General features: G+C 49.4%; 16 protein-coding genes. 12 read left to right on the top strand and 4 right to left on the bottom strand.

Going from position 1 to position 15,931, the window contains the following annotated elements; genetic code table 11:
* Position 1 precedes the first annotated feature (1 nt).
* The 3 genes from F566_RS0127650 to F566_RS0127630 all read right to left on the bottom strand — a co-directional run bounded on the left by F566_RS0127650 (position 2) and on the right by F566_RS0127630 (position 4,782).
* Positions 2–1,321: an ATP-binding protein gene (locus F566_RS0127650; RefSeq protein ID WP_020410294.1), complete on the bottom strand. Its 1,320-nt coding sequence runs from the start codon at positions 1,319–1,321 to the stop codon at positions 2–4.
* A gap of 22 nt (positions 1,322–1,343) precedes the next feature.
* Positions 1,344–3,431: a tellurite resistance TerB family protein gene (locus F566_RS0127645; RefSeq protein WP_169334465.1), complete on the bottom strand. Its 2,088-nt coding sequence runs from the start codon at positions 3,429–3,431 to the stop codon at positions 1,344–1,346.
* An 826-nt stretch (positions 3,432–4,257) separates the two neighbouring features.
* Positions 4,258–4,782, bottom strand: coding sequence for a hypothetical protein (locus F566_RS0127630; protein ID WP_020410290.1), 525 nt, complete (start codon positions 4,780–4,782; stop codon positions 4,258–4,260).
* Between the two features lie 969 nt (positions 4,783–5,751).
* Between F566_RS0127630 and glyA the strand changes: the two genes are divergently transcribed.
* The 9 genes from glyA (at position 5,752) to F566_RS0127585 (ending at position 13,169) form a co-directional block, all read left to right on the top strand.
* Positions 5,752–7,005 (top strand): serine hydroxymethyltransferase, encoded by a 1,254-nt coding sequence (gene glyA, locus F566_RS0127625; RefSeq protein WP_026180368.1) that lies wholly within the window; start codon positions 5,752–5,754, stop codon positions 7,003–7,005.
* Positions 7,006–7,091: 86 nt separating this feature from the next.
* A complete protein-coding gene (gene nrdR, locus F566_RS0127620; protein WP_020410288.1) occupies positions 7,092–7,577 on the top strand; it encodes a transcriptional regulator NrdR in 486 nt (161 codons plus the stop codon).
* A gap of 6 nt (positions 7,578–7,583) precedes the next feature.
* Positions 7,584–8,705 (top strand): bifunctional diaminohydroxyphosphoribosylaminopyrimidine deaminase/5-amino-6-(5-phosphoribosylamino)uracil reductase RibD, encoded by a 1,122-nt coding sequence (gene ribD, locus F566_RS0127615; RefSeq protein ID WP_020410287.1) that lies wholly within the window; start codon positions 7,584–7,586, stop codon positions 8,703–8,705.
* A 7-nt stretch (positions 8,706–8,712) separates the two neighbouring features.
* Positions 8,713–9,381, top strand: coding sequence for a riboflavin synthase (locus F566_RS0127610; protein ID WP_020410286.1), 669 nt, complete (start codon positions 8,713–8,715; stop codon positions 9,379–9,381).
* Between the two features lie 14 nt (positions 9,382–9,395).
* On the top strand, positions 9,396–10,541 hold the full coding sequence (ribBA, locus tag F566_RS0127605; RefSeq protein WP_020410285.1) for a bifunctional 3,4-dihydroxy-2-butanone-4-phosphate synthase/GTP cyclohydrolase II: 1,146 nt from the start codon (positions 9,396–9,398) through the stop codon (positions 10,539–10,541).
* 46 nt (positions 10,542–10,587) lie between these two features.
* On the top strand, positions 10,588–11,067 hold the full coding sequence (gene ribH / locus F566_RS0127600) for a 6,7-dimethyl-8-ribityllumazine synthase (RefSeq protein WP_020410284.1): 480 nt from the start codon (positions 10,588–10,590) through the stop codon (positions 11,065–11,067).
* 65 nt (positions 11,068–11,132) lie between these two features.
* The gene (nusB, locus tag F566_RS0127595) at positions 11,133–11,570 is read left to right on the top strand and encodes a transcription antitermination factor NusB (protein ID WP_051085446.1); all 438 of its coding nucleotides are present in this window, start codon (positions 11,133–11,135) and stop codon (positions 11,568–11,570) included.
* 81 nt (positions 11,571–11,651) lie between these two features.
* On the top strand, positions 11,652–12,620 hold the full coding sequence (thiL, locus tag F566_RS0127590) for a thiamine-phosphate kinase (protein ID WP_020410282.1): 969 nt from the start codon (positions 11,652–11,654) through the stop codon (positions 12,618–12,620).
* Positions 12,621–12,644: 24 nt separating this feature from the next.
* Positions 12,645–13,169 (top strand): phosphatidylglycerophosphatase A family protein, encoded by a 525-nt coding sequence (locus F566_RS0127585; protein ID WP_020410281.1) that lies wholly within the window; start codon positions 12,645–12,647, stop codon positions 13,167–13,169.
* On the opposite strand, the gene F566_RS0127580 is transcribed toward F566_RS0127585, so the two are convergent.
* Positions 13,166–13,393 (bottom strand): DUF6316 family protein, encoded by a 228-nt coding sequence (locus F566_RS0127580; RefSeq protein ID WP_020410280.1) that lies wholly within the window; start codon positions 13,391–13,393, stop codon positions 13,166–13,168. The genes F566_RS0127585 and F566_RS0127580 overlap by 4 nt on opposite strands.
* Positions 13,394–13,687: 294 nt before the next feature.
* Here F566_RS0127580 and F566_RS0127575 point away from each other — a divergent pair, with 294 nt between their 5' ends.
* The 3 genes from F566_RS0127575 to amrA all read left to right on the top strand — a co-directional run bounded on the left by F566_RS0127575 (position 13,688) and on the right by amrA (position 15,903).
* Positions 13,688–14,389, top strand: a complete 702-nt coding sequence (locus tag F566_RS0127575; protein WP_020410279.1) for a DUF2057 family protein — start codon at positions 13,688–13,690, stop codon at positions 14,387–14,389.
* Between the two features lie 181 nt (positions 14,390–14,570).
* The gene (gene amrB / locus F566_RS0127570) at positions 14,571–15,353 is read left to right on the top strand and encodes an AmmeMemoRadiSam system protein B (RefSeq protein ID WP_020410278.1); all 783 of its coding nucleotides are present in this window, start codon (positions 14,571–14,573) and stop codon (positions 15,351–15,353) included.
* Positions 15,331–15,903, top strand: coding sequence for an AmmeMemoRadiSam system protein A (gene amrA / locus F566_RS0127565; RefSeq protein WP_211210718.1), 573 nt, complete (start codon positions 15,331–15,333; stop codon positions 15,901–15,903). Before amrB ends, amrA begins: the two co-directional genes overlap by 23 nt.
* Positions 15,904–15,931 lie beyond the last annotated feature (28 nt).

Genomic DNA, 15,931 nt, shown 5'->3' with positions numbered 1-15,931 from the left:
GTCACAGCTTAAAGTTCTCGAGACCACCCATGTTGCTCTCACTGGCATCGTGAATGTCATGCTCTGAGGGGCGATCCTCCTTAATGCGGACCTGCTCAATAAAATCGCGCCAATGTTTAGCAGGATATTGCTCAAGCATCGAAAGCAAGTTCACAAATCCTCGCACGGTTTCCCGGGGGGTTTTGAAATAAGCCGCCCCGATAGTTTTCTGGCAGTGATTCATAAACGCTTTCAGGCCTTCATCATCAATGAGATATTGATCCGAGTCTCCACCAGCGAAAACATTCCGAATATTACCAAGGAGGAGGAACAGCTCTTCTGGAGTGAGGTTCTGCAAATGGATACTGGGTTGATTGAAGTCAACAAGTCCGGACTGCTCAGCAAAGCGATTCGGTGCCAAGCGCGAAGCTAGGGCGTCATATGAGCATAATCCGCGGCGAGGATCGAATAACGCTTCTGGGGTGATGCCAATTAATACGCCTAAGTTCTGGGCGCCGGCACCGGATTGTAGAGTGTCATTCAGAATCCGCAAGATCATCTCGTAATTGGTCGTTCGGGATTGAGAATTGGCTATTTTGAAGAGGTTGACTGCTTCGTCGAGCATGACAAACACCCCCCCGTAGCCAGCCATGGTGACGAACCGAGTCATCAGCTTGAGTGCATCGTAGATGTTCGAGTCATCAATGATGGTGCGGACATCCAGCTCCTTCCGAGCCTCTGTCTTAGTGGTAAACTCTCCTCGCAACCACCGCAGTGCGGCCGCCTTCAACGATTCATTACCTTGTTCATGGCCACGGCAGAAACTGGCGACCACCCGGGCGAAATCCCAGCCCGCCACCAAGTCCTGAAGCGAGGATAAGCGCTCTTCAATAACTTGATCCGCTGAGACAGCCTTTTCTTCTGCATCTTTGATGGCTTGTGCCACGAACATTTCGATGATTCCTGACAGGGCATTGCCCTCTGGACGGTTGCGTGTGGCCATATTCGAAATAAGTTCTGAATACAAACTTCTCGCCTGTCCCCCTGATGCTACCAGTCTGCGTTCGGGAGAAAAGTCTGCATGGACGGTCACGAGCTTATGCTCAAAAGCTACTTGTCGCACCAGATGCAGGAAAAAGGTCTTCCCAGCGCCATAGTCACCAACAATCAATTTGAACACCGACGAGCCATCCGCCACAGCTTCCACGCTTCGTATCATGGCCTTGATCTCGGGGGCACGCCCAACCTGAATAAATTGTAGTCCTTGTACTGGCACAACACCCGCACTGAGCGCGCGTAATATGCCGTCGCGTACACGGGGGCGTATTTTCTTCGTTGTCATTGTTATCTCCAAAATTTTGTACTTACGCCGGCATCACGTCGCGGTAGACTTCAACCGGGTCACCCAGCTCAAGCAGGCTATCTCCCAGAGCTTCAAAGGCTGCATCATTAATCGCTTCCAATGCCCCCTGGGCCAGCAGGTCAAGCTCACGGCATTTTAAGGTGATCTGGTCCATGCTCCATTCCTCTCCTGTCAACAGCCATGAGGCTAGTTCTTCATGTGCCGGGTCAAGTCGGCCTTCATGCCAAACATCACTGGCCGAGTTAACGTTAGCCAAAGCTTCCTCTACCTCTGGTTCATCCTGAAAAATGCGATGCAGGACGTCCTGGACCTCTTTAGTGGATTCCGCATGAGCTATAAGTGCCGACTCATCGAGGCGAATTTCACTTCCCTGATCTTGATCTGTGGTATCTGGTGTTAATGTTTGTGTGGGACTGACAACTGAGGTATGCAGGTATTGGGTGACCAAAACTGGATCAAGACCTAGCCGTCCGTAGAGTTTCTCAAGTTGCTTGATTTCGCTACTTGGTAGCTCCCCGTCAGCTATCGCCACACTGATCAGCGTTTTACCGATCTCATTTCTTTGAGAGTCTGTAAGGGCGTCAATCTGTTTCTTCAATCCGGCGGTACTTGGTGGGTGTCCTAGCCGCCAGTCAAGATAGGCTTCGAGGTATTCTCGTTCGCTGGAGTTTGGATGCGCATTGACTATGCGCTGCAGCGCAGTTTTCTCGTTACGATGAATGTTGCCATCTGCCATGGCAAGAATACAGCCCATATGTACTGAGAGGGCAACCCATTGGGCTTCTGGTGAAAGTTCATCTAGTCGCGACCCACGATATACAAGGACGGTGTCCTCAGCTTTGATGGCTGAAGAGGTAATTTGTGGATCCGGTACCAATACGTAGCCACAGGTTTCTAATGCAGTGGCCATTTGTTTCATCTGGGCGGCACTTACCTTTTCTGCCACGGGTATACCGATCAGCTTACCAAGTGTAGCGACATCCGGTGATCGGTGCTTTTCAATAAACACTTTCACCCGCTGGATAACTTGGTGCAGCTTAGGTACTGAATCAGTGGGCACTCCTGAGGGCCACGCCGCAAGGATGCCGGCAATATCTTTCTTCGCAACCGATTTGGCCAACGTTCGGAGTGCAGGCATTACCTCTTCATGGACTGCTATGAGCTGAGATATGGGCCGCTTTAAACCAGTGGGGTCGCACCAATTATCTGGCACTTGCAACTGAGACACGTCACCCAATCCCCGTGATGCAGTATTTACCCACAATTGGAGTTTGGTTTTGCACGAAGGTACCTTCAATCCGCCTTTAGTTGCAGTTTCATATACTGCTTTAAATAACGAACGGAGCACCGGGTACTGCTCACGGATGGTCTTGGTTCTGCTGACCGGGCCAAAGCCCAATATCCAATGTAAAGCCCAGTCAAAATCCAATGGAGTATCCGGAGTGGTATTGGCCACTTGCGCTATCGCATACTGGGCAGCAATCGATTTGTTACTGGGGAATGAGGACTTTCGTTCACCTAAGCGGTTAGGCCAGTATACAACGTAGATAACATCCAACAGTTGAGTGGTATAGCTTTCGAAGCTACGGTTGTGTGCGAACAACTTACGAAGGCGTAGTAGTTCACCAACAATGTCAGAAAGGTTTTGATCCCTCTGTTCATCTGAATCCTGGCATGCGTCGCGTAGCACGTAGCGCTCGAAGCCATAAAAGTACAAAAAAACGTACCCTAACTCATCTGTATCCCCCCTTCCTTCACTTAGCCACGTTAGGTACCGATTACGCTGGGCGGCGTTGATTCGCGAATAATTCGGCCAATAATCTAGAGGATCAGCCAGATTCACTTTTTTCACGGGGAGTTTGGGGTTGATAACCGCCGGTTCTTCATCGAACGTTTGGTCTGAAGTGTTACCGAGATAGATCAGACCGCCTAACTCATAGCCGTGGACGCTGACGCTTTCTCCCTTACCAAGGAATCTGAACTTTTGCTTTGTCTGCTTGGGAATGGAATACGATGCTGAACCAACATTTACGGTTCTGGATCTTGGCTTCTCAAACGACGACCTGACTTCAATTGTTGTGCTGATCACAGGCTCTTCTATCTTTGCGCTGGGCGGTTTTCGTGAGCGGAAAATTAGATATAAGGCAATAGGAAGCCCTATGAACAGTACTATGATTCCAACCCCGGGATACCCTTGGCTGCCCAGAAGTCCTACTGTAAACAGCCCCCCTAGAGTGGTAAGCAATGCATACCACATTTTCTTTAATAACGACTTCATTCCCAATTCGTCCCTTCACTTTCTTTAATCTGACGTTTCCTATACTTCGGCCAGCCATTAATGGCAATGAAGTGAAGTGCCTCAGGGTTGTTCGAATCTGATTGATACGTCGAATCCCTAAGCCCCATCATTTTGCGAGATAACTCGCATCAATTGCTTATTCCTTCTATGGCTACTCAGACTCACCCCATCAAAAATGTTGGTGAACAATATGATTTTAGCTAATTATTTCAGGAGGAAAATTGAGACTGGCTTTAAGACCAACTTTTTCAGTGAAATTGGCTGCTTTTTGGACATTCTTAATAAGCAGCATTCATCGACGACCATCGATGCGGCTAGAAGAATGTATCGGGATATTGCATGGACTTGGCTGTTTGCATCGCCTAGGGGGGGGAGAATCGCAGCAACCTTGATGTTGGCTCACCAAGGCTGCTGGCCGGCACTAGTTTCAGGTATACCTGCCACAGCACCCATAAAAGAGAATTACTCTCATGAACGGTTAGAGACTGTAACAACCCTTGTTTAGCGAAGCAACATGCAAAACGCTATTACCCTGGCGATAACGTTGGACACCAGACGGCTGTAGTCCGTTAGTTTGAACACTTCTAAATAGGGCGCAATGTGTCAGAGGGATAGGTTATTTATAGGCTAACTCTAAAGCCTTGAGTACAACATGTTTCGGAGGGGAAGTGATGTCTGGCAATAGGGGCTGCCCGTCACTGATCGTTATGCGAAAGCTATAGTCATGCTGAAGGTTTGTAATTCGATAACTATTGTCTTTGGCGGTTCGAAATATTCCCCATTCCAGGTCGTTCCATTGGGCAACTTCCTTTTCCGTTCCATCAACATTGGCAATCGCTTCCAACGCTGTTTCAAGTCGCTCCACTCTCTTCTGAGTTTCTTCAAGCGCCTTCCGGGTAGTCGTTTGTGCCTGCAGTTTCTGATTCAGAGACTTCTGAATATTTTTGTTACTTTCTCGTTGCTGAGCGAGGTTTTTCTTGGCTTTGGTAAGTTCTTTGTCTTTGTTTTCAGATTCTCGATGTACTTTTTCCAGCTTCTTCTGCAAAACCTGAAGTTGCCGGGATAATGCCATGATCTGATCATCCTTGGTAATTTCTTCAAGTCTTTCAATAAGCTGAGCTGTTGATACTTCGGTCTGCATACCCTTCTCGGAACTTGGCTGGGATCAATCGAAGACTATTTCAAAAAATGATCAACTTCAAGCAAGGAGGGGCTTGCTATTGATCATCTATGCACCTCGGAAAGCGTACATTCACATTGTTGTACGCAATCAACCGAGAGGTTGCTTTTATCCTAATTTACATGGGCTAAACCTGCTGCAACCATAAACACTGTACAGATCGAAATTCCGGTTGGTGGAATTTGGAGACTGTTCAAAAGCAGAACGTTTCTGCTTGATGAGTCCATCAAGGTAAACTGCTGAGAATCTGATAAGAAAAGCGAAAGAAGAAAGCGATTTCCGGTTTTTTGTTGAATCTGGATAGAATCACTTAAAGTGGGCATAGCCCACGGATAAAGTTATTTAATTTGGGCACGAAGTTGCCGATGAAAGCGGGCAGGAGCGATTGTGAATTCAGGCATCTAAGTTAAGTTTTGAAGTCTGAATTTGGCCAAAAATGGCATAAGTTAACTAAATGTTTATTTAGTGTGCAAAACTGAAGGGTTTTATGAAGTGGTGGGGGTTTCTGGAAGGTTTGAATTTACTGGCTTTTACCCATACATCTAGCGAAACCTAACGAAAAATAAATAGGATTGATGGGAATACTGAGCCATATAGGACTAAACCTTTATAAATTCGTACTGCGTTAATAAAACTCGGAGCAGCCTTAATTGTAAGGCTTCTATAATAAGAAGACGATGTCTGGACTGGCATCCGCAGGGTGCCGCTGATTGGGGGGTAAAGTTAACGGAAATAAGGGGTTTGCGCAAATTCATCTTGGTCGTGACGAGGTTATTACAGGAGATGGTTGGGTGTCTCGAAATAAGGTGAAGGAATTTGCAGAATCTATTAAAATGGCGCCCTTTCTTTCAGCTGGGGGAAGCTGTTCCGGCCTTTATCCGCCGCGGCGTCCTTCCTTGGTCATCATCTTTTACAAGTAGAGGCAACCTGATGTTTACCCGTGACATGTCAATTGCAAGCTTTGATCCGGAACTGTGGTCTGTGATGGAAAAAGAAGAGCACAGACAGGAAGAGCATATCGAACTGATCGCGTCTGAGAACTATACCAGTCCGCGGGTGATGCAGGCTCAGGGCTCCGGTCTGACCAATAAGTATGCTGAAGGCTATCCTGATAAGCGTTACTACGGTGGCTGTGAGTATGTGGACATTGTAGAACAGCTGGCGATTGATCGCGCCAAGGAGCTGTTCGGTGCTGATTTCGCCAATGTTCAGCCTCACTCAGGTTCGCAGGCTAATGCTGCAGTTTATATGGCCCTGTGCAAGCCTGGTGACACTATTCTGGGAATGAGTCTGGCGCATGGTGGTCATTTGACACACGGTGCTTCTGTAAGCTTCTCTGGTCGGATTTACAAAGCGGTTCAATATGGACTGAATCCTGAAACCGGTGAAATCGACTACGAAGAAGTTGCCCAATTGGCGCGTGAACACAAGCCTCGTATGATTGTTGCAGGCTTCTCTGCTTATTCCCGTGTCATCGACTGGCAGAAGTTCCGCGATATCGCTGATGAGGTGGGCGCTTATCTGTTTGTCGATATGGCTCATATTGCCGGGCTTGTGGCTGCAGGCGTTTATCCCAGTCCTGTGCAGATTGCCGATGTTACAACAACCACGACGCACAAAACCCTGCGTGGGCCCCGTGGCGGACTGATTCTGGCCAAAGCCAACGAAGAGTTGGAAAAGAAACTCAATTTCGCCGTTTTTCCTGAAAGCCAGGGTGGTCCGTTGATGCACATTATTGCGGCGAAAGCGGTGTGTTTCAAAGAAGCCATGGGCGATGAGTTCAAAAACTACCAAAAGCAGGTAGTAACTAATGCTCAAACAATGGCGAATACATTTATTGCGCGTGGCTATGACATTGTGTCTGGCGGAACGGATGATCACCTGTTTCTGTTAGATCTGATTAAAAATGATATCACCGGAAAGGACGCTGATGCTGCGCTCGGGCGTGCGAATATTACGGTGAACAAGAACGCGGTTCCAAATGATCCTCGTTCTCCGTTTGTGACCAGTGGTCTGCGTATCGGCACACCGGCAATGACGACCAGGGGTATGGGGGAGGCGGAAGCAAAACTGCTGACAGATTGGATCTGCGATATTTTGGATGATATCTCCAACGAAGAGACCATCCAGAGAGTGAAACAACAGGTACAGGAACTTTGCAAAAAGTTTCCTGTATACGCCTGAGAACTTTGAGTATATGGCGGGTGTCATGAAGACGCCCGCCGTCTGTTTTTTTATCAACTGTCCTTTCCGGGCTAAAGGAGTGAATTATGCATTGCCCGTTTTGTAGTGCTGCGGATACCAAAGTAATCGATTCCCGTCTGGTTGCGGACGGTAGTCAGGTGCGCCGTCGCCGGGAATGTGTTTCCTGTTCGGAAAGATTTACCACCTATGAGACAGCAGAGCTCGTCATGCCTCGCATTGTGAAGCAGGATGGTACCAGGGAACCTTTTGACGAAGGCAAACTGCGTACAGGACTGACGAAAGCTCTAGAAAAACGACCGGTAAGCGTGGAGCAGATCGAAGCTGCTCTGGATCGGATTAAGTTTCGGATGAGGGCAACCGGCGAGCGGGAAATGGATTCCAGGATTGTTGGTGAAGAAGTCATGACCGAATTGAAAGAACTCGATCAGGTTGCTTATGTCCGTTTCGCCTCGGTTTACCGCTCCTTCCAAGACCTTAATGAGTTCCGTGCTGAGATCGACAAGCTCTCCCGTGACGCTGTTCAGCCATTGGACACAACTCAGGAAGACTAGTTTTTCATGCCCTTTACCACTTTCGATCATGAGATGATGGCGCTTGCGTTGCGTGAAGCAGCGAAAGGGCTGTACACCACTGACCCGAATCCTCGTGTGGGATGTGTCTTGGTAAAGGAAGGTAAGGTCATTGCGACAGGCTATCATCAGAGGGCTGGTGAGGGTCATGCTGAGGTTAATGCTTTGAAGGCAGCTGGTGCAGATGCCATGGGTGCTGATTGCTATGTCACCTTAGAGCCCTGTAGTCATCAAGGCAGAACTCCCCCCTGTGCGGATGCGCTTATCAGAGCAGGCGTGCATAGGGTGGTTGCTGCGGTTAAGGATCCTAACCCGCAAGTTGCGGGCTCCGGGCTGGCCAGGATAGCCGATGCGGGTATTGAAACGGCCTCCGGTCTAATGGCCGTTCAGGCAGAAGCGTTGAATGCAGGATTTTTCAGGCGGATGAAGACTGGAATGCCGCTGGTGCGCCTCAAAATGGCGATGAGTCTGGATGGCCGGACTGCTTTGGCCAATGGCGAAAGTCAGTGGATAACAGGGCCGGAAGCACGCGAAGATGTTCAAAAGCTGCGTGCCATGAGCTCGGCGATCATTACCGGGACAGGTACTGTACTGGCTGATGATCCTTCGCTGAATGTCCGAAGTGAGGCTGTCAAAAGAGCGAGTTCTGGGGAGCTGCGCCAGCCTTTGAGAGTCGTTCTCGACAGGAAGGGGAGGATGGAACCGGGCTTGCGAATAGTTTCGGTTCCTGGAAATGTCGTGTTGTATACCTCGGTGTCTGGTGAGTCGACTCTGCGACAAAAAGCCTTTTCTGATCATGTCTCAATCATCGGATTCGATGCAGATACTGAAGTTGAGCAACTCCGGCGGGTGCTTCAATCACTGGCACAGGCAGGCTGTAACGAAGTTTTGGTGGAAGCCGGACCTCAGTTGGCCGGTGCTTTTATCTCTGCCGAACTTGTTAACGAGTTGTGGGTCTATCAGGCTGGCAAGCTGATGGGGAGTGATGCCCGATCAGCTTTTGAATTTGGTGGTTTTGAGAATATGGGCCAGTTACAGCAATTGAAGTTGGTGGACTGTCGGGTGGTAGGTGATGACGTAAGGCTGATATATCAGCCAACTGGTGAGTGATGGACCCATGTTTACAGGATTGATTGAAACAATTGGAAGAGTGCTGTCCCGCACTGCCAAAGGAGGGGATATTTGTCTCCGTGTCGGTTGCGCCTCATCTTTCATGTCTGATGTGGCACTTGGGGACAGTATTGCTGTTAACGGTGTTTGTCTGACAGTGACGTCTTATGGCGAGGACTGGTTTGCTGCGGATGTGTCCCTGGAAACGGTTCACCACACTTGCATCAAAGATTGGGGCAAGGGAATTCAGGTAAATCTGGAAAAGGCGTTGAAATTAAGTAGCCGTCTTGGCGGGCATATCGTGACAGGACATGTAGATGCTGTCGGAGAAGTGGTTGCCCGAAAGCCGGATGGTCGCTCCATTCGCCTTGCAGTTAAGGCCCCGCCGCATCTGGAAAAATACCTGGCTGCCAAGGGCTCCGTTACGGTGAATGGCGTAAGCCTGACAGTGAATGATCTACGTGGCTGTGAGTTTGATTTGAATATTGTTCCTCACACGTCGCAGGAAACGACGCTAGTTCAATTGAAGGCTGGCGATAAAGTGCATCTGGAAGTGGATATCCTGGCCCGGTATATGGAGCAGTTAATGAGGGCTCCGGCTGATTCGGAATCTGCCGGGCGAGAGTCTAAACTCAATAAACAATTTTTGGCACATCACGGGTTTTATAAACCCTGAGGTAGAGACAAACAATGAAGCTGGATACGATCGAGGAAATTATCGCAGATATCCGTCAGGGCCGTATGGTGATTCTGATGGACGATGAAGACCGCGAGAACGAAGGTGATCTGATCATGGCCGCCGAAATGGTGCGCCCGGAAGATATCAACTTCATGGCTAAGCATGCCCGAGGCTTAATCTGCCTGCCTATGAGCAAGGAGCGTTGCGAATACCTACAGCTTCCCTTAATGGTGAATGCCAATCAGGCTCAATATGGAACCAATTTCACTGTCTCTATTGAAGCCGCTGAAGGTGTGACTACCGGTATTTCCGCTGCAGACCGGGCTCACACGGTACGAGTGGCTGTGGGACGCCATACGAGACCTGAAGATATTGCCATGCCTGGGCATATATTTCCGTTGATGGCCAAACCGGGGGGGGTGCTAAGCCGGGCCGGGCACACGGAAGCCGGGTGCGATCTTGCCCGACTGGCCGGTTTTGAGTCGGCGGCTGTTATTGTGGAGATTATGAACGAAGATGGCACGATGGCCCGCAGGCCTGAACTTGAGAAGTTTGCGGAAGAGCATGATCTCAAAATCGGTACCATCGCTGATCTGATCCATTACCGGGCAGTAACTGAGCAAACTATTGAAAGAATCGACGAACACGAGCTGCCTACTGAATACGGCGTGTTCAATCTGATCACATTCAGGGATACGATTCAGGACAGCATTCATCTGGCGATGGTGATGGGCAATCCCTCACCAGACAAGCCAACCCTGGTCAGGGTGCATTTTGCCAATGTGTTACGGGATTTGCTGGGAGCAGTCAGGGAGGATTCTGAAAGCTGGCCGATTGGTAAGGCGCTTGCCTATGTGGCAGATGCCGGTGAAGGGGTGGTTATCTTGCTCGACAGCGAGGCCGGGGAAGACGACATCAGCCAGAAAGTACAGGACTTTTTTAATCCCCGGCGCCGTAAGCCTCTGGGGGAAAACCCGGGATCTACCGGATATCAGACAATAGGTACGGGGTCACAGATCCTGCGTGACCTCGGAGTGGGTAAGATGCGCGTCTTAAACGCGCCGATGCGCTTCAGTGCGCTGTCTGGATTTGATTTGGAAGTCGTGGAGTATTTACCGTTTAACGGTGATCCGGTCACTGTCACTCATGAAGAGTGATTATCCGCAGTATTGTTTTTGAAAAGTTAATTAACTGGAGAATCTAATGTCAGTAAAAGTGGTGGAAGGCGACTTTTTACAGGGAGCTGGTGCTGAATACGCTATCGTTGTCGGGCGCTTTAACAGTTTTGTCGTTGAGAGTTTACTGGAAGGTGCAATAGACGCTTTGAAACGTCATGGCGTAAAAGAGAGCCAGATCACCGTTTATCGTGTTCCTGGAGCTTATGAAATGCCTGTGATGGTGAAGCAGGTGGCTGACAAACAGAAGCCTGATGCTATTATCGCGCTTGGCGCGGTCATTCGTGGCGGTACACCGCATTTTGAATATGTGGCCGGTGAATGTGCCAAAGGGCTTGGACAGGTAGCTCTGCAGACTGGGATTCCTGTAGCATTTGGTGTATTGACTGTAGACAGTATTGAGCAGGCAATTGAGCGCTCCGGCACTAAAGCCGGCAATAAAGGCGCCGAAGCTGCACTGTCTGCCCTTGAAATGGTTGGAGTTATCCAACAGGTGGGCCCTAAGTGAGCGAAAACCAAAATAACGGTCAGGATCAGAGCCGCAAGGATTCCCCCAGACGGTCAGGCCCGAGTATGGCAGACAAGCGGCGTCGGGCACGACGCCTGGTTCTACAGGCCCTTTATCAATGGCAGATGGCCAGTTCTTCCGCTTCTCAGGTTGAGGCTGAATTTATCATTGATAATGATATGGAAAAGGTCGATAGAGAATTCTTCAGCGCACTTCTTCGGGGAATAATCTCTGAAGTGAAAGCGCTGGATGAGGTGCTTGCGCCTTGCCTTGACCGGAAGGTCGAAGATCTGGACCCGATTGAGTTGTCCGTCATTCGTATGGGGGCATACGAACTTAAGAATCGTATTGATGTGCCCTACAGGGTGGCGATTAACGAAGCTGTTGAGTTGACCAAAAAGTTTGGCGGAACTGATGGTCATAAGTTTGTTAACAGTGTGTTGGACAAACTGGCTCCCAAGTTTCGTCAAGTCGAAATTAACGCTTCTCGCGACAAGCGCTAATTATGTGGTTGTGTCGTTATCTGGTGTCGGATAATCGCATGGTAATGACCTAGTGCCTGAGATTAAGTATCCGTATAGATAATGGATGAGTTTGCCCTGATAAATCGTTTCTTTCGCCGATCTGAGGATGCCTGGAAGTCTATTTCTTCCGGTATCGCAACCGGGATTGGGGATGATTGTGCGGTGCTGAATGTCACAGGGCAGCAGGTTGTCGTATCAACAGATACCATGGTCGAGGGGCGCCACTTTCCAGGATCGGGTTGCCCCCGAGTCGTCGCATCCCGTGCTCTTGGCGCGGCTGTTAGTGATCTCGCAGCCATGGGTGCTTCACCACTGGGTTTTACCCTGTCTTTGTGTCTGCCCCAAGTTGATTTGGAATGGTGCGAAAATTTTGCTGATTGCCTTCATGAGAAAGCTGTGCAATGGGAAATTCCGCTGATTGGAGGAGATACGGTTCGCGGTCCACTTAGCGTTTCTATCACTGTTATGGGAGTTGTAGCTCCGGGTCAGGCCATCATGAGGTCTGGTGCCAAGGCGGGAGATGACATCTGGGTGAGTGGCTGGTTAGGTGATGCGGCCGGAGGGCTTGAGGTTGCGATGAGCAGGCCGGAAAATCTGAGTGCGTCGCAGCAATTACTGCTTTTACGCTACGAGAACCCAGAGCCTCGCATTGAGCTTGGACAGCAGCTGGCCGGGGTTGCCACTTCGGCGATTGATATTTCTGATGGGTTACTGTCAGATTGGCTGCACATTGCTCGTGCATCCTCCGTCGGGGCAGAAATTCAGGAAGATCTGGTGCCTGTTCGTGAGGAGCTGATTGCGGCTGTTGGCAAGCAGAAAGCTAAGGAGTATGCGCTTAGTGGTGGCGATGACTATGAATTGTGCTTTACTGCTGCGCCGGATTGTCGTAATCAGATTTCCAATCTTTCCTCTGATCATTGTCACCTGACCCGTATCGGTCAGGTGTTGAAAGATGGTGGGCTCTTGATGATTAATGGTGAGGGGAACAAGTGCAGTCACATACACACCGGTTTTAATCACTTTGAGTAAAAAATATACAGGGACCTGAGTGCTATGTCGTTATCAGAGGAAAATAATTTCAGGCCCGAGATTCGGAAAACTTTGTGCAATCCAGTGCATTTATTGGCAACCGGACTGGGCTCGGGATTGAGTCCAAAAGCGCCGGGAACAGTCGGCTCTTTGGCCGCTATTATTGTTTATATGGCTTTCCTGGCGCACCTGGATTGGACGGTGCAGTTATTGATCATTGTTGTGGCTGCGTTGTTGGGGATCTACTTATGTGGCCAGACTGCCAGAGACTGGAATACGCATGATCATGGTGCGATTGTTTGGGATGAGTGGGTTGCTCAATGGTTGACGGTCATCGCTTTGCCATGGAACAGTCCGTGGTTGATCGCTGGTTTTGTGTATTTCAGGCTGTTTGATATCTGGAAGCCGTGGCCTGTCAGTTGGTGTGATCGACACATTCATGGTGGCAGAGGGATCATGCTGGATGATATTCTGGCTGGCGTCATGGCGTGGGCGGCCATGCACGCAAGCATGTACGCCTGGAGCCAGTTATTAACAGTCCTGTCTTAATAGATCCGGTGGGCTCTCGTTATTCGATGTTGCTCATCATGAGGAACAATTTGAGCAACTTTGAGGAAGCGTTTCAATCCTTCCTCAGCTCTTGATTTATTGGCATATGGACCACTGTCAAACCCTTCTCGAGTTGAGAAATACCATTTATCGCTTACTGAAAAGAAGCGATCTGTGCGGAAAGGTGTTGCTCCATTTTCACCTGTGCGATTCAAAGTGTCCATGACGTGCTCTCCGTCTTGTTGTTTGGGCTAGGCTGTTAATTATTGTTGTATACGAAATAACCATGGCACAGATCAATAAATTACGCAATAAAGTTTGGCTGTCTGCGTTATAACTGGGGGCGCGGAGTGTTTTGTGACTGCGGCTTGCATCATGGGCGCTGCCATATCAAAATGAGTCGCGTTTTCAATCATCGGTAAGTGGGGCTTCTGATTCCTGTTTGCCCTGATTCCATCCCCCCCGATAATACTGAGTATGAGGAAGTTATGAGTTTGCTTCGGAGAAGTCTCTGTTGGATGAGTTTGTTAATGATGGCGGTTGTGCTTTCAGCCTGTACTGCATCATCTAGGGTCGTTAAGACCTATGAAGGTGACACGCTGGATAAAAGCCAGGTTGCCAAGCTGGTTACACCGGAGGATGTTGATATTGTCGAAATCGACGGTGTAAAACAAAAAGAGTATCTGCTTGAAAGTATGTCTCTGACCTATGATCTTCTCCCTGGTGAGCATGTCGTGGTATTCAAGTACAACGGGCTGTTTTCGAAAGTTCGTGAGTCCGATGATGCTGATGCTCCCCGGGCGGAGTTGGTGCAGTCTGACTTGCGTCAGGCCAGATTCAGCGCTTCTGCGGGCCAGACCTATACCTTTAATTTCAAGCGCCCTGAGAACAAAGCTGCTGCTGAGGTGTTTGCCAAAACATTTCAGGCTGTTATCGTCAATAATGATGGTAGAAGTGTCGCAAAAGACAGTAAGTACGTGAAGCCAGCGGTAGTGGCGTCGAAGCCTGCAGCCGCGCAAGCTCCAGCGGTAACTGCATTCCCTGTAGCGCCTTCGGTACAGACGGCTACTGGCACTTCGGCTCCTGCAGTGCAAGCCGCGTCAGTGGCTCCTTCCGCGCCTCTGGATGCAGGGCTGTCCAGGTTGGATGCCCTTAAGGTATTGTGGGGCAAAGCGTCTGCAGAAGAGAAGAAAGAATTTTTGCGTTGGGCTTTTCAGTAACACGTTAGACCACAGTTCGCAGGAGAGGGTGAATATTCTCTCTGAGGCAATCTGGAAGCGCATTTGGCCCAAGCCAAATGCGCTTTTTCTTTGCTTGTCTATCAGGTTCTGCGGACTTTTCAGGATCTGCTAAACTTGTGAAATATCAACGTATCATTGTCTGAGCGCAGGAGGTGTCGGGATGTCTATTCGCCAACCCGCGGTAGAGGGCCTGTTTTATCCGGCTAATAAAGACCAGCTCAAACGAATGATCTCCGGATTCCTGTCTGAATATCGGGTAGCCGGTGAGATCCCTCCCAAAGCCATTATTGTTCCTCATGCAGGGCTGGTGTATTCAGGTCCGATTGCAGCAGCAGCCTACGCCCAGCTTGCACCATATGCCTCACATATTCGCCGGGTTATTTTATTGGGTCCCAGTCATAGGGTCGCATTTGATGGACTGGCGGTGTCTGAATCAACAGAGTTTGCTACCCCTTTGGGGGAAATTGCTGTTGATCAAGAACTAAAACAGAAGGTGCTGAAGCTGCCTCAGGTCATTGAGCATGAGGCTCCTCATGCTCAGGAGCACAGTCTGGAGGTGCAGTTACCCTTTCTTCAATCATGCCTCCCGAGCTTTAGCCTATTGCCTATAGTGGTGGGGGATGCGACTGCTACGGACGTTGCAGAAGTATTGGAGAGTGTCTGGGGAGGGAGTGAAACGCTGGTCGTCGCCAGTTCTGATCTGAGCCATTACCTGGATTATGAAAGCGCTTGCCGTAAAGATGGGCAGACATCAATGCGTATACTAAATCGCGAATATACACTGCACGGTGATGAGGCCTGCGGCTGCCGGGTACTTAATGGGTTGTTGAAGGTCGCAATTGGGAAGGATATTAGCGTTGAGCAGTTGCGTGTTGCCAACTCGGGTGATACTGCCGGCGATAAGTTTCGGGTTGTGGGTTATGGAGCCTATGCCCTCCACTGAGTTGTCTGTAGAAGATCAGCAAGCTCTCCGTCAGATTGCGAGAGCATCAATAGAATATGCGTTGGAGAACGGTAAGCCTCTCAGGCCAGATCCTGCAGAACTGTCTGAAGTGCTGTTGGCTCCGGGGGCGTGCTTCGTAACATTGCTGCAAGACGGGAGTCTGCGTGGCTGTATTGGTTCTTTGGAGGCTGTAAGGCCTCTGGCTGAAGATGTTGCTGAGAATGCTTTCGCAGCAGCATTTCGCGACCCAAGGTTCAGTTCCTTAAGTAAATCTGAGTGGGATAGATGTGAGATTGAAATCTCCGTCTTGACGCCAGCAGTGGATTTGCCTGTGTCATCAGAAGAAGATCTTGTTGAACATTTAGTTCCAGGAAAGCATGGGGTTATCTTGAAATGCGGGTCACGCCGGGCGACTTATTTGCCGTCAGTCTGGGAAATGCTTCCGGATCCCTATCAGTTTATTGGGGAGTTGAAAAGAAAGGCTGGTTTGCCCAGGGAATACTGGGGAGCGGATATCAAAATTGAGATTTATTCGGCTATCAAGTTTTAAAAGAATTTTGGTCCGTTATTTCTTGCTC

Source organism: Hahella ganghwensis DSM 17046, from assembly GCF_000376785.1.
Lineage (GTDB): Bacteria > Pseudomonadota > Gammaproteobacteria > Pseudomonadales > Oleiphilaceae > Hahella > Hahella ganghwensis.
This window is presented reverse-complemented; position numbering and strand designations above follow the sequence as displayed.

Bases quoted from the DNA above. Each gene is read 5' to 3' on its own strand.
- F566_RS0127650 (WP_020410294.1), bottom strand. From the start codon at position 1,321: ATGACAACGAAGAAAATACGCCCCCGTGTACGCGACGGCATATTACGC.
- F566_RS0127630 (WP_020410290.1), bottom strand. From the start codon at position 4,782: ATGCAGACCGAAGTATCAACAGCTCAGCTTATTGAAAGACTTGAAGAA.
- glyA (WP_026180368.1), top strand. From the start codon at position 5,752: ATGTTTACCCGTGACATGTCAATTGCAAGCTTTGATCCGGAACTGTGG.
- nrdR (WP_020410288.1), top strand. From the start codon at position 7,092: ATGCATTGCCCGTTTTGTAGTGCTGCGGATACCAAAGTAATCGATTCC.
- ribD (WP_020410287.1), top strand. From the start codon at position 7,584: ATGCCCTTTACCACTTTCGATCATGAGATGATGGCGCTTGCGTTGCGT.
- F566_RS0127610 (WP_020410286.1), top strand. From the start codon at position 8,713: ATGTTTACAGGATTGATTGAAACAATTGGAAGAGTGCTGTCCCGCACT.
- ribBA (WP_020410285.1), top strand. From the start codon at position 9,396: ATGAAGCTGGATACGATCGAGGAAATTATCGCAGATATCCGTCAGGGC.
- ribH (WP_020410284.1), top strand. From the start codon at position 10,588: ATGTCAGTAAAAGTGGTGGAAGGCGACTTTTTACAGGGAGCTGGTGCT.
- nusB (WP_051085446.1), top strand. From the start codon at position 11,133: ATGGCAGACAAGCGGCGTCGGGCACGACGCCTGGTTCTACAGGCCCTT.
- thiL (WP_020410282.1), top strand. From the start codon at position 11,652: ATGGATGAGTTTGCCCTGATAAATCGTTTCTTTCGCCGATCTGAGGAT.
- F566_RS0127585 (WP_020410281.1), top strand. From the start codon at position 12,645: ATGTCGTTATCAGAGGAAAATAATTTCAGGCCCGAGATTCGGAAAACT.
- F566_RS0127580 (WP_020410280.1), bottom strand. From the start codon at position 13,393: ATGGACACTTTGAATCGCACAGGTGAAAATGGAGCAACACCTTTCCGC.
- F566_RS0127575 (WP_020410279.1), top strand. From the start codon at position 13,688: ATGAGTTTGTTAATGATGGCGGTTGTGCTTTCAGCCTGTACTGCATCA.
- amrB (WP_020410278.1), top strand. From the start codon at position 14,571: ATGTCTATTCGCCAACCCGCGGTAGAGGGCCTGTTTTATCCGGCTAAT.
- amrA (WP_211210718.1), top strand. From the start codon at position 15,331: ATGGAGCCTATGCCCTCCACTGAGTTGTCTGTAGAAGATCAGCAAGCT.